Origin of the sequence: Microcoleus sp. C2D2 (assembly GCF_036702495.1) — a bacterium.
In the GTDB taxonomy this organism is placed as follows: domain Bacteria; phylum Cyanobacteriota; class Cyanobacteriia; order Cyanobacteriales; family Microcoleaceae; genus Microcoleus.
Genome location: NZ_JAUBTO010000085.1, coordinates 1 through 13,296, shown reverse-complemented (window position 1 = coordinate 13,296; position 13,296 = coordinate 1). Strand labels below are relative to the sequence as shown.

The 13,296-nt window shown below is 44.8% G+C and carries 14 protein-coding genes; 2 read left to right on the top strand and 12 right to left on the bottom strand.

Features of this window, described 5'->3' with window-relative positions; all coding sequences use genetic code 11:
* Window positions 1-133: 133 nt before the first annotated feature.
* The 12 genes from QUB61_RS24010 to QUB61_RS23955 all read right to left on the bottom strand — a co-directional run bounded on the left by QUB61_RS24010 (window position 134) and on the right by QUB61_RS23955 (window position 11,596).
* The gene (locus tag QUB61_RS24010) at window positions 134-1,138 is read right to left on the bottom strand and encodes a 2-oxoglutarate and iron-dependent oxygenase domain-containing protein (protein WP_333132580.1); all 1,005 of its coding nucleotides are present in this window, start codon (window positions 1,136-1,138) and stop codon (window positions 134-136) included.
* 36 nt (window positions 1,139-1,174) lie between these two features.
* On the bottom strand, window positions 1,175-1,567 hold the full coding sequence (locus tag QUB61_RS24005; protein ID WP_333132581.1) for a carboxymuconolactone decarboxylase family protein: 393 nt from the start codon (window positions 1,565-1,567) through the stop codon (window positions 1,175-1,177).
* Between the two features lie 186 nt (window positions 1,568-1,753).
* Window positions 1,754-2,464: a carbonic anhydrase gene (locus tag QUB61_RS24000; protein ID WP_333132582.1), complete on the bottom strand. Its 711-nt coding sequence runs from the start codon at window positions 2,462-2,464 to the stop codon at window positions 1,754-1,756.
* A gap of 114 nt (window positions 2,465-2,578) precedes the next feature.
* Complete coding sequence (ssuC, locus tag QUB61_RS23995; RefSeq protein WP_333132583.1) at window positions 2,579-3,364, bottom strand: aliphatic sulfonate ABC transporter permease SsuC; 786 nt, start codon at window positions 3,362-3,364, stop codon at window positions 2,579-2,581.
* Entirely contained in the window at window positions 3,361-4,542 is a 1,182-nt protein-coding gene (ssuD, locus tag QUB61_RS23990; RefSeq protein WP_333132584.1) for an FMNH2-dependent alkanesulfonate monooxygenase, read from the bottom strand. Before ssuD ends, ssuC begins: the two co-directional genes overlap by 4 nt.
* Window positions 4,543-4,564: 22 nt before the next feature.
* Complete coding sequence (locus QUB61_RS23985; RefSeq protein WP_333132585.1) at window positions 4,565-5,647, bottom strand: sulfonate ABC transporter substrate-binding protein; 1,083 nt, start codon at window positions 5,645-5,647, stop codon at window positions 4,565-4,567.
* A gap of 195 nt (window positions 5,648-5,842) precedes the next feature.
* Window positions 5,843-6,955: an Mrp/NBP35 family ATP-binding protein gene (locus QUB61_RS23980; RefSeq protein WP_333132586.1), complete on the bottom strand. Its 1,113-nt coding sequence runs from the start codon at window positions 6,953-6,955 to the stop codon at window positions 5,843-5,845.
* Entirely contained in the window at window positions 6,948-7,922 is a 975-nt protein-coding gene (locus QUB61_RS23975) for a HEAT repeat domain-containing protein (protein ID WP_333132587.1), read from the bottom strand. The genes QUB61_RS23980 and QUB61_RS23975 overlap by 8 nt, the downstream gene beginning before the upstream one ends.
* A gap of 32 nt (window positions 7,923-7,954) precedes the next feature.
* Entirely contained in the window at window positions 7,955-8,182 is a 228-nt protein-coding gene (locus QUB61_RS23970; protein ID WP_332959817.1) for a 4Fe-4S dicluster domain-containing protein, read from the bottom strand.
* Between the two features lie 450 nt (window positions 8,183-8,632).
* On the bottom strand, window positions 8,633-10,336 hold the full coding sequence (locus QUB61_RS23965; RefSeq protein ID WP_333132588.1) for a fumarate reductase/succinate dehydrogenase flavoprotein subunit: 1,704 nt from the start codon (window positions 10,334-10,336) through the stop codon (window positions 8,633-8,635).
* 24 nt (window positions 10,337-10,360) lie between these two features.
* Window positions 10,361-11,428: a sulfonate ABC transporter substrate-binding protein gene (locus tag QUB61_RS23960; RefSeq protein WP_333132589.1), complete on the bottom strand. Its 1,068-nt coding sequence runs from the start codon at window positions 11,426-11,428 to the stop codon at window positions 10,361-10,363.
* A 45-nt stretch (window positions 11,429-11,473) separates the two neighbouring features.
* Entirely contained in the window at window positions 11,474-11,596 is a 123-nt protein-coding gene (locus QUB61_RS23955; protein ID WP_333132590.1) for a hypothetical protein, read from the bottom strand.
* A 610-nt stretch (window positions 11,597-12,206) separates the two neighbouring features.
* Here QUB61_RS23955 and QUB61_RS23950 point away from each other — a divergent pair.
* A complete protein-coding gene (locus tag QUB61_RS23950; protein ID WP_333132591.1) occupies window positions 12,207-12,878 on the top strand; it encodes a hypothetical protein in 672 nt (223 codons plus the stop codon).
* A complete protein-coding gene (locus tag QUB61_RS23945) occupies window positions 12,856-13,104 on the top strand; it encodes a hypothetical protein (protein WP_333132592.1) in 249 nt (82 codons plus the stop codon). Before QUB61_RS23950 ends, QUB61_RS23945 begins: the two co-directional genes overlap by 23 nt.
* The last annotated feature ends 192 nt before the right edge of the window (window positions 13,105-13,296 follow it).

The following is a 13,296-nucleotide window of genomic DNA, read 5'->3' as shown; positions in this document are numbered from 1 at the left end:
AGTATCTCAACTTACATCTTGCACCATTGTCAATTAACCTTTTATGAACAGGCAAGATGCCTGTGAAGCGAGAAAATTTATCTTTTGTGGAACAGGCATCTTGCCTGTTGCTGACAATGGTGCAAGATATCAGTTAAAAAACTTCCTGGCGCAATTGGGGAAAAACCTTTGCAACTTTGTTCAGCACATAATCGCCGTAAGTGCCGCGAAACTCGTGAACGCTGGCTTTATCCCAACGTTCGTTCCTGTTGTCATCGACGATCGCTCCCTTGATTTCGATCGGGTGGAGTTCAGCATTGAAATTGGGATCGAAGAAGAATGGAAACGAGAGGCGATCGCGTCCCGACACATTCTTGACTCGATGAGGAGTAGAGCGATAAAGTCCACCTGTGAGGCGATCGAGCATATCGCCAATGTTACAAACAAATGAGTTGGCGATCGGGGGAGCATCAATCCAGCCTGATTTTGTCTTCACTTGCAACCCACCTAAATCATCCTGCTTGAGAATCGTGAGCAAACCGTAATCGGTATGCTCTCCCACTCCCCAGGATTGCCCTTGCGGATTGCTTTGTGGTGGATAGTTGAAGATGCGAAATAAAATCAGGGGATCGCTCGTATAGCGATCGCGAAAATAAGAGGCATCTTCGCTCAAACTCAGGGCAATTCCAGCCATTACTGCGTGACCCAGTTGCGTCATGACTGCTAGATACTCCAGCACTGTGGAGCGAAACTGAGGAATCTCTGGAAACAGATTCGCTCCAAACATGGGAATACCTACTTGAACAGCCGGATGGGTTTGATTCAATTCCGATCCAAAATAAATTCCTTCTTTCAAATCTGGTTTACCATTCGTCAGTTCACCTCCAACCGGAAAGTAGCCGCGCCATGCCCGACCTCCCAGCGCCATCCGAATTTGCATTTTGGTTTCTAAATCTAGAGCAAAAAACTGACGGCTCAGTTGCTCCAAACGGTTTTGCAAGCCTTGGTCTACACCATGCTCAACAATGTAAAAAAAACCTGTGCCGCAGCAAGCTTGTCGGATTTGGTTGGCAACAGTATCTAGGCAATTTCCCGATACCAGCGAACTAATATCTATAACGGTAATCTGAGAAACATCTACTGTTAATTCAGTTGCCATAGAGATAGATTATAAGTGGTTAAGATTGAACGCCTTTTATAATTTAAATTGTTCATCCACCGGAATTTGATAGCCATTTGCCAGTCGATTGGTAGCGTTTGCGGTTGCCACGATCGCCATCAGTTCCCCAAATATGGCATCATCCATTCCCTTGGCTCGCGCGGAGGCTGTATGAGATGAAATGCAGTATGGGCAACCATTTGTAACGCTGACAGCAATGTAGATTAACTCGCGGGTCAGGGGATCTAGTTCTCCCGGACCCGTCATCACCTCCTTCACATTCTGCCAGGTACGTTGCAGGGTAGGCGGATGGTTGGCGATCGCTTTCCAAAAGTTGTTGATGTACTCGGTTTTGCGTGTCGCGCGAATGTCGTCATACACTGCGCGCACTTCATCATTTGCGTCTTCGTATTCAATCAAATGGCTCATAAGCTGTTGTGCATTTAAATTGTATGTTGAGGGCGGGCTCTCCGGCCCACCCCACAAGAGTAAAAATTTATTTTACCATGCAATTTAAATGCGGATTAGCTTAGTTGCAATAAAGGTGAGAGCGTGAAAAGCACTAATTCATAGTTGAGAAAACCGCAAAGTATTGTGCATTTTTGCGATCGTCCATTACGATGACGCGATAGCTGGAACTGTTGCTCGACCGACTTCAGTGGCGCTGGGGACTTCAATCAATTGCCCTGTTTTCACATCGTAGATAAAGCCATAAATCGGAATGGTTGGTGGCACCAGGGGATGGTTGCGAATTCGTTTGACATCCACAAACACGCTTTCTGCCAAATCTTTGAACGTTAACCAATCGACAAATTCACCTGCCGTCGAACCCGAACCCTGCCCTACATCTCGCCAACCGTTTTCGTCGATTAAAGCGGTTTCCAGGCTGTTTGTCAATAGTTCTCGGATGATGCTGTCGGTAAAGAGTTGCATCCCACAATCCGTATGGTGAATGACGAACCATTCACCAGTTCCCAATAGCTTGTAAGAGATTACGAGCGATCGAATTGCGTCATCGCTAGCCCGCCCTCCAGCGTTACGAATGACATGGGCATCCCCTTCTGCCAGCCCAGCATATTTTGCTGGATCGAGGCGAGCGTCCATGCAGGTTAGAATAGCAAAGCGACGACCCGGAGGTAGGGGCAAATTGCCTTTGTCATCAAAGTTTGCAGCATATTCCCGGTTAGCAGACAGCACTTCTTGCAGAACTTGACTCATGCTTGAATTTTCCTCAATTGTTTGGTTGAAGGTTACTGACGCAAAAATGCAGCGATACAAACGTGCTTCCACGGTGGAACGTCGATCGTTTCCCCAATGTTTTAACAATTTCCTCAAAAGGCTTATATCGATTCCGGTTGCACCGAAATCATTGTTGACTGTTGACTGTTGACCGTTGACTGTTGACTAATGACTAATGACTGTTGACTAATGACTAATCACTTAAGCTGGCTGATAATTGGGATGCCAAGCAAGCCATTTCTCTTCTAACTTCCTGGCGATCGCATCTGCCAACTTACCCAACAAAGCATACATGATAATGCTCACCACAACTACATCAGTTTGCAAGAACTCGCGAGCATTCATTGCCATGTAACCAATACCAGAGTCCGCCGCAATTGTTTCTGCGACAATCAGCGTCAGCCACATAATCCCCAAGGAATATCGCAGCCCTACCAAAATAGAAGGCAAGGCCCCAGGCAAAATAATTTTCCACAAAAGAGACCTGGCACTCAAGCCATAAACTTTTCCCATTTCAATCAATCCAGCATCTACACTGCGGATGCCGTGAAATGTATTGATATACATTGGAAAAAACACACCCAAAGCTACCAAAAATAATCGAGCTGGATCGCCAATGCCAAACCACAAAATTACTAGAGGAATTAAGGCGAGGTGTGGAATATTACGAATCATTTGCAGAGAAGTATCTAGCAGCTTTTCGGCGATTGGAAAAAGACCATTGAGGAAACCAAGAGTCAAACCAATTCCTCCGCCTATGATGAAACCAACCAGCGCACGCCAAGCACTAATTCCGATATGGTGAAACAGTTCTCCGCTAATTGCCAATCTAATTCCTGCACTTAAAACACCTGTTGGTGCTGGTAAAACTCTTGTGGAAAGCCAACCCACCTGCACCAATAATTGCCAGCTAACAATCAGCAGCAGTGGTACAATCCAGGGAATTACCTGCTGAAAATAGGGGTTTTTGAGCCATTTTTTATTCATAACGCACTCGTAGGAATAACTTGTTGTTGTTGGAGAAACTTTTCGTTGGCAACAATTTCCCCAAAAGGACTAAACATTTGCGGTTGATGTACAGTCGGTTGGTTTTTCAGCGGCAAGCGGGGGAATAGCAATTCAGCCACTCGATACGCTTCTTCTAAGTGGGGATAACCAGAAAAAATGAAAGTTTCAATTCCCAACTCGGAATATTCCAACATTCGCGCGACAACGGTATCGGGCTCTCCCACTAAAGCAGTACCGGCACCGCCTCTTACTAACCCAATTCCCGCCCACAAATTGGGGCTAATTTCCAGAGCTTCGCGGCTGCCTGTGTGCAGTTGTGTCATGCGCCGCTGCCCTTCAGAATCCATCCTAGCATAAGCTTTTTGGGCGGCGGCGATCGCATCTTCATCGACATATTGAATCAATCGATTGGCATCCTCCCAAGCTTCGCTTTCAGTTTCGCGTACAATGACATGAAGGCGAATTCCAAAACGCACAGTTCTACCCTGTTCTGCTGCTAATTTTTTCACAGCTTCAATTTTTTTGGCTACTTGTTGTGGCGGTTCTCCCCAAGTAAGATAAACATCTATATGTTTAGCGGCAATTTGTTGTGCTATTGGCGAAGAACCGCCAAACCATAACGGAGGATGAGGAGTTTGTACAGGGGGAAATAAAAGTTTTCCGCCCTTTATCTGAAGGTATTCACCGCTAAAATTGACTTCTTGCTCTCGCCCGTTAGTCGAGTTACTAGCTTCAAGCATCTCTCTCCAAACAGTCAAGAATTCATCCGTCAGTTCATAACGTGCATCGTGACCCAGATGCACTCCATCCCCCGCCAATTCAATCGGGTCACCGCCCGTAACAACATTAATCAGCAAGCGTCCGTTAGATAACCTGTCAAACGTTGCCGCCATCCGTGCTGCTACCCCAGGAGACATTAATCCAGGACGAATTGCTACTAAAAAACGCATTTTTTCTGTAACAGCCATTAGAGATGAAGCCACTACCCATGCGTCTTCGCAAGAACGCCCAGTCGGAAGCAGCGCGCCCGTAAATCCTAAACGATCGACGGCTTGAGCGATTTGCTTTAAGTAGGAAAAATTGCAAGAGCGCCCTCCAATTCCTGTAGCTAAATAGCGTCCGTCTCCGTGAGTTGGGATAAACCAAAATAATTCCATTTCTCTTAGTCTCCATCACTATTTATTGTTTAGTTACCTGAGCCACTTCGCTAATTTTGATTGGTTTTGGAAGTAACTTCAAATCCAAGAAAGTATCAGCAACTTTTTGCTGATAAGTAACCACTTCACCCGTAATTTGCTGCACACCGTAAGGCCGTCTCCGTGAGATTTCCTCTAAAGTTGGAACATCAATACCAAGCTCAGGGGACAGCAGTTTTGCCACTTCAGTTGGTTGAGTTGCCGCCCATTCATCTACTTTTTGAATTTCCTCTAAAATTGCCTTAATCCGGTCAGGATATTGATCGTTAAAAGGTTTGGCAGCTAGATAGAATTCCCGATTAGCGACCAGCCCTTCTCCATCCTTAAGAATACGAGCACCTGTAGCTCGTTTCGCTACTGTAAAAAACGGGTCCCAAATCGCCCAAGCATCAACGCTACCTTGTTCAAAAGCTGCCCGCGCATCTGCTGGCGGCAGATAAATAGGCTTAATGTCGCTATATTTTAATCCGGCTGCTGTTAATGCTTCTACCACTAGGTATTGCACATTTGATCCCTTATTAAATACAACTTTTTTGCCTTTCAACCCAGCCACATCTTGAATGGGAGAATCTTTCGGTACTAAGATAGCTTCGCCTTTAGGATTAGGAGGTTCGTTAGCAACATATACCAATGGTGCGCCAGCCGCTTGTGCGAAAATAGGCGGCGCTTCTCCTGTATGGCCAAAGTCAATACTGCCTGCATTCAAAGCTTCCAGTAATTGAGGGCCAGCGGGAAATTGAACCCACTGTACAGAAGTGCTTTGGGATGCCAAACGCTTTTCTAAATCCCCCCGTGATTTTAGGAGAGTTAGAGTGCCATATTTTTGATAGCCGATCCGAATTACATTGCTCTCTTGTGATTTAGAACTAGCCACCGATGTGGCTGCAGAAGTCGGGCCAGTAGTTGTATTTGTTTGCTGAGTAGGACTACAGGCAGAAACCGTCAAACTCAAACTGAAGCCAACTGCAAAAAGCAAAGCAAAGGTCTTGATTGAACTAGGTTTGAGTTTGCTCCAAAAATGCCTCAATTTAGCTAAAAATAGGCTCTCTATTAATCGGGTTAACACTGTTCCTTCCTAAGTTTCAAGTATTGAAAACCACAAAACGCCATAGCTATATAAAAGCTGAGCTAATCATTATTGATGAGTAAGCTACGATAAACCGACCGATATACCGTAGTTTAGGCTAATAAGCTCCTATTATTCCACAAAGGACTTCAAAAATGCAAGCACATTGTGTAAATTTTTGCTTGTCTGACTTATCTAGTTACTTAAATGATTAATATTCAGGGGTAATGTATCAGTTGCACGCGCCGGAGAAAAAGTAGCATCTAGCCCTGCTGCTATCTGCATAAAAATCTGAGATACCGCCGAGTTCGGATCTGCAATTGTTAGGGGTTTTCCTGTATCACCTCCCGCACAGATGCGCGCATCTATAGGAATTTGGGCAAGGAGGGGTGCTTGAAGTTCTTCTGCTAACTGTTTGCCCCCACCGCTACCAAAAATTTGTATCGGTTCTTCATGGCGATCGCCGATTAAATAACTCATATTTTCAATAATCCCAAGCACTGGAACCCCTACTTGGCGAAACATATAAATATTGCGACGGACATCGGAAATAGATATTTGTTGCGGCGTAGTAACGAGAATCACTCCACAAATAGGACTTTCTTGCACAATGGTAATTTGAGCATCTCCGGTACCGGGGGGTAAATCAATGAGTAAATAATCTAATTCGCCCCATTCTACATCTTGAATAAACTGCGTAATAATTTTGTGGAGAACAGGACCTCGCCATGCTAAAGGGCGTTCTGGCTCTGCTAATAAACCCACTGACATCACTTTAATTCCCTGTGCTTCCAGGGGTAAAAATTTCTCACCTTTAGCAGTATTAATTGTCTCTACATCCGCTTGCCCTAAGCCTAACATTTGAGGAATATTGGGGCCGTAAACATCAGCATCTAGCAAGCCTACCTTGGCTCCCTGTAATTTTAACGCTGTGGCTAAATTCACAGCCGTTGTAGATTTTCCCACCCCACCTTTGCCGCTAGAAATAGCCAAGGTAGTTCGCACGTTGGCTATGGTACAAGTTTGAATATAAGTTTTTTTGCACCAGCTTATAGGCGATAAAACAGATTCAATTATTTTTGGCAATTCTTGCTGATGCGATCCAATGTAAAGGCGCAAATAAATGTAATTTTCAACTATTCGCAAATTTCGCACCATTCCCAAACTGATGATATCATTTTTGAGTGTGGGTTCGATGACTTGTTTGAGATAGTTGACAACTTCTTGCTGTCGTAATTTTTCCACAGGATTGGGATTTTCTGAGGGGAGATGTGAGTTGGTTTTTGGTAAAGAGGAAGAATCAACCATTTTGGGAATTTTGCAGTAATGTTTGAATTTTCTGAATCGCTTTTTGAGAGAAAATAGTAACTTCTTTATCGGGATCGTCCAGAGATTGTTGCAGCGCAGGCATCGCGGCAGGATTGCTGAGATTACCGAGGGCGATCGCAGCTTCTTTCCGCACATCTGAATATTCATCAGCCAAGGCTCTAATCAAAGCAGGCATGACTCGTTCATCGGGAATTTTTTGCAACGCTTGTAGCGCAAATTTGCGAACTTGCCAGTGTTCGTCACTTACCGCTGTTTCCAGTGCCAAAATTGCCGCACAATCGGCATGAATTGCCAAAGATTTAGCTGCATTTCGTCGCACTTGCCAGTCAGTATCGCTTTTGAGTGCTTGACACAAAACTGAGATGACTTTTGGATCTGTTAAATGTCCTAAACTTAAAGCCGTAGCACGGCGAACATTTAAATCTGTATCAGATATTAAGGTCAAAGCTTGGGGACATTTTTCCACCTGATTGAGATAGCTGAGAGTGGTTACTGCTGTTGCTCTCAATTCAGGAACATCCGATGCAAAAAATGGTAAAATATCGGGTAAAGACTGAGCATCGTGAATCTTCCGCAACAATGTTAAGATATTGAGTTGGATATTAACATTGTCGCGGTGGAGTGCATCTAGTAGTTGCCGTAAGTCAGTTGGTGAAACTAATTCATTTAATGCAGATAATGCTTCTTGGCGAATATCGGCATCGGCGGAACCTAGACACTCAATAAAAGCAGGAATAGCCACAGGATTGCCAATTTCCCAAAGGGCAGATATGGCAATTTTTTGAACGGCAATACTCTCATCTGACAGGGCGAGAAGTAGGGCATTTGTAGCTTCTTCATCACCCAAATATTGTAAATTTTTAACGGCAACAAGGCGATCGCTTAGTTCGGGCGATCGCAGCATTTCTAGCCATTGATTTAATTCACTATCATTCTCAGCAATCATGAATTTTTACACTTTCTAAAAAATAGAAAAACTTAGCGCAACAAGAAGGGGATTTTAACGGTTATGGCATTAGTTGGACATTCTTTTTCACAAGGCAAACAAAACCAACATTCATCGTATTTCATGTAAGCTTTCCCTGTTTCGGGATTTTTGGCCAGTACATCCAAAGGACAAACATCAATGCATACCTGGCACTTCTCCAAACACTTAGACTCATCTACGGTGACTGGAACATCAACTCGTTGTGTAATTAAAGCCATAGTTAGCTGCGATGGTTAATGGTGAATAGAGTTAGCCGATTGTCAAGTGGGATGGAGTGGGTTTATGGATCTGATAAGGAGAAATCAAAGATATAGCCTTTCGAGCGTAACATGAGGTGCTCTCGCGGCCTCCGTGGCCTCCGTGGCCTCCGTGGGCATGGGCATAGGACTTGCCCCCATACCTCACCACGCGTGAGAACCGCTATATTGACGAGAACTCACCTCTACAATAAGCTGTATAGCCTTTAAACAACTGATTATAGGGGCCGGGTGCCTTAGAGCCCAAGTTTGGTAGAACTCACAAATTATTTAGAACTGACGTACTCTACAATATCTTCCCGATCTAAAAATCCATCAACTAGACAATATCTCACATCCCACTTGAATGTATAGTAATCTGAGTTTTATTTGTCCAAATGACGGGGACAAATAACCTAATATTACTATAACTCAACGCGCTACAACATTATAATCCTCTTTATGTAAATCAACATCCACAATATAAGGTTCAACTGGACGCTTAAACAATCTCATTTCTCCAGATTCCTCTTTTTTCAAATTAACATGGCAAAACCACTCTTCATTATTTTTCTCAGGGTAATCTAGCCGATAATGATAAAGCCCCCAACGAGTCTCACAGCGATACAAAGAAGCCCTCGCCGCCATTTCCGCACAGTCTCGAATAAAGTGAACCTCCATACAGCGCATTAACTCATGAGGATCGCGAGCGCCCATTTCCTGTAGAGTGTCTTGATAACGGACAAAATTTTTCAGCCCAATCTCCATTTTGTTTCCTACTTTGGGTGGTTGTAAATAATCATTAACTAAGCGCCGCAACTTATATTCTACTTGCGTGTGAGGGATTCCATTGGGCAGGTTTAAAGGTGCATAAACCCGCGCTTTTTCTGCTTCCAGAAAATCAGCGTCAGGCTCGACATAATCTAAACTTTGGATGTAGTCAATGGCATTAGTTCCTGCTATTCTACCGAACACAAAAGCCCCGATCATATAATTATGAGGAACGCTTGCCATATCTCCCGCTGCGTAGAGTCCGGGCACAGTTGTTTCTGCGTTTTCATTCACCCAAACACCAGAGGCGCTGTGGCCGCTGCATAGCCCAATTTCTGAAATGTGCATTTCAACGCCGTGATCGCGATAATTTTCCCCTCTACCCTCGTGAAATCGACCTCGACTCGGCCGCTCATTTGACCAAAGAATTGACTCTATTTCAGCGATAGTATCTTCATCGAGATGAGTCATTTTTAATTGGATTGGGCCTTTACCAGAGTGTAATTCATTCCAGATTTCGAGCATCATTTGACCGCTCCAATAATCGCAACTAATGAAGCGATGACCTTCGGCATTAGCAGTATGAGCGCCGAAGGGGCCGGCGACATAAGCGCAAGCAGGACCGTTATAATCTTTAATTAGCGGGTTGACTTGAAAACACTCAATGTTAGTGAGTTCTGCTCCAGCGTGGTAAGCCATTGAATAGCCATCTCCGGCATTAGTCGGATTTTCATAGGTGCCATAAAGATAGCCGGAATCGGGTAGTCCTAAACGACCGCAAGCACCTGTAGAAAGAATGACAGCTTTCGCTTGAATTACTACAAAATCGCCATTTCGCACGTCAAAGCCAACGGCTCCTGTAGCGCGTCCTGCTTGCACTAAAACGCGGGTTGCCATCACTCGATTGGTAACTTTAACTTTGTGGCGTTTTACCTGTCTGGTTAAAATTTGTTTGAGGTCTTTGCCTTCGGGCATTGGCAAAACATATTTGCCGACGCGATGAACTTGTTTTAAGTCGTAGTTACCTTGGGCATCTTTCTGAAATTTTACTCCCCAACTTTCTAACTCTTGGATGACTTCATAGCCTAATTTTCCAGTTTGATAAACGGCTTTTTGGTTGAGGATGCCGTCATTAGCAAGGGTAATTTCGCGAACGTACTGTTCTGGTGTAGAATGGCCGGGAATGACGGCAGTGTTTACACCGTCCATTCCCATGGCTATCGCGCCACTTCTGCGAATATTTGCCTTTTCTAAAATCAGCACTTCGCTGTCAGGATTTGCCTGTTTAGCTTTGATACCAGCCATGGTGCCAGCCGTACCGCCACCAATTACAAGCACATCAGTTTTTATCCATTGAGTATTCACGTTAATTTCTCCTGGCTAATGACGCTACTTACCATCTTTCAAAACGATTTCTTTAATTTGGACGGGCTTAGGAATAAGTTGCAGTTTTTGGAAGGTATCAGCAATTTGCTGTTGTCCGGCAATCTCTTCATCGCTGAGGGGAAAAAGGCCATAGTTGCGTCGCTTTTCAGACACTTCTAACACGGAGGCTTCTATCCCTAATTGCGTCTCCAGAAATTTAGCAACTTCTACGGGATTGCCCGCCGCCCATCGATCTACCTTTTTGACTTCATCTAAAATGAGTTTCAAAATCTCAGGATGTTCGTCCACAAAACCTTTGCGGGCAAGATAGTAACCTCGATTGGCAGCGATTCCTGTTGCATCTGTTATAAGTCTGGCGCCGGCGGATTTTTCTGCTGCGGCTAAGTACGGGTCCCAAATTGCCCAAGCATCCACATTTCCCCCTTCAAAAGCGGCGCGGGCTTCTGCTGGTTTGAGGAAAGCTGGGTTGATGTCGCTATATTGAAGTCCAGCCGTTTCTAAGGCTTTAACTAGGAGGTAATGTGTGTTAGAACCTTTGGCAAAAGCTACTTTTTTGCCTTTAAGATCGGCAACAGTTTTTATAGGTGAATCCTTGGGAACTAGGATACCTTCGGACTTAGGATTTGCAGTTTCGTAAGCAACATAAACTAATGGGGTTCCAGCAGCTTGAGCAAAAACTGGCGGTCCTTCTCCTGTGTAGCCAAAGTCAATACTGCCTGCGTTGATTCCTTCTAATAGAGGAGTCCCGGCAGGAAATTCTAGAAATTTTACAGAAGATTTGGAGGCTGCTAAGGCTTTTTCTAAGTCACCTTTGGTTTTGAGGGCGTTGAGAACGGTAGCAGATTTTTGGTAGCCGATGCTAACTGTAACGCTTTTTGGAGGTGCGTAAGTGTTCGCAGTGGCCGTGTCTTGTGTGGTAGTAGCGGTAGGAGAACAAGCTGCCACTACCAAACTCAAGCCGAGTCCGGTTGCAAATAATAGGGCAAGACTGCGGGTTTTCTGAGAAAGGACAGTTTGATGGCAGTAGCTCAAAATGCCTAATATCTGAGTTGAGGCGAGCTTAATCAACATAGATGCCCACAAGAAAAGATTGAGAGTAACTTTATTGGCAGTATACTACTGTATGTCGATAAGTTTATCGGAGTTAATAATTATTGATTTCGGTGTCTGAAGATTTTGGGGTGCGATCGCCCGATGCTTAATTACCGATCGCCAGTCTCCGGCTTGCACCACTGCCATCTGCACCTCCCTCCGAATCCGCCGTCACAGGCCCCGAACCCTTTGGGGGGGTGTCTGGGGTCAATCGATTTTAGATTTTAGATTTTAGATTTTAGATTGACCCCACGGATCAATGCGGGGGCTTGAGGATTTTCGATTTGCGATTTTGGATTGATTCCACGGATAAATCACGTGGCGGGTACCACCTTTGAAATTCGCTTGTCAAAAAGGCGGGGTACAGTTTGGTCGATTGATGGGTGAGGGCAAACAAGCACCGGCGAGACACGGCATAAATTTTGCCTTGATGATGGCGCTCGCCAAGTAACACCCCGATATCCACGATCGTCACTCCAGCCTATATTCAGCAATTTGAAGTTGTCACAGTCATTACGGATACCTATGGAGTGGGATGAGTGCTTGTCCCGATACCTACTACCTACCACCTTCAAAACTTAGCTGTAGCAACATTGACATTACTATATTAACTCCCATACAGTTAATATACTGTTTTCCGATAGGTGATTAGGAGTATAACGTGTAATACATTATCAAGCTCGGGCGCTTTAGAGTTAAGCGTTTTGGATTATTCGCTTCAGCCTTTGTACTAGCGGTTGTAACGGCAATCGGCCTGTTGCAAATTTCTGATCCAACCCAGGCTCAGACTGCTCAAGTCGCTCAGGTTCCAAGTGTTCAAGCGCAGCCAGCTAAACCCAGCGATCCTACCGACGCGGTGCTGGATTGGAATGCGATCGCACAGACTGCCACAGTTGCAGCCTCCGCGCCTGCACCGCAGCAGTTTCGCACTCTGGCGATTACACATGGAGCAATTTTTGATGCAGTAAATGCGATCGAGCGCCGCTACACCCCCTATTCCGTGAATATCAAAGCGCCTGCAGGTGCTTCTGTGGCTGTGGCTGCGGTGGCGGCTGGGCATGGTGTTTTGACACGCCTTTATCCAGCCCAGAAAGCCACCCTTGATGCAGCCTTAACCGCTTCACTGGCAAAAATCCCTGACGGTGAGGCAAAAGTTGGCTGCATCAATGTGGGTAAGGAAGTTGCAGAAAAGCTGGTAGCAATCCGCAGCAGCCATCGAGCAGATCGCAAAGGTGAGTATAAAGCCCAGAAAGCTGTTGGCATATGGCAGCCCACTCCGCCTCTGTTTGCCCCAGCGCTGTTGCCCAATTGGAGCGAAGTCACCCCATTTGTGATTAAGCGTGCTGACCAGTTTAAGATTGCTGCGCCATTACCTCTCAACAGCGATGCCTACGCGAAAGAGTTAAATGAATCCCCAACCGAAATTTAAAAACGAAGAATGGGCTTTTTCGTGGAGCCTCCCTTACTATGTGGATCAAGGTTTTTTAATAGTTGGTTCTCTAGATCCTCAAAGATATATTTTTGAGCAGAGTGAATGGCGGTTAATTTTTACGCCTCATGATATCCAGATGTATATATTGAGCGAATGGCTGGATGCGGGATGGATACCAGCCCAGCCTTTACGTAATGCTCCGTTTTGGTGGAGTCTTCAGTGAATCCCCATCCATTTTTTGAATTAGATTTTTGAGTCTCTTAATTTCTTTTTCAAGATTATTAATTCTTTGTGAGTAGTATTTAATACTATCTCTTAATTTTCTTGTTAAAATTTTGGGTTCTACCGAACCTAGTATGTAAAACTAACTAGCAAAATGCCAATGTAAGAAGCTCCTCAGAATAAAGTTGTCAAA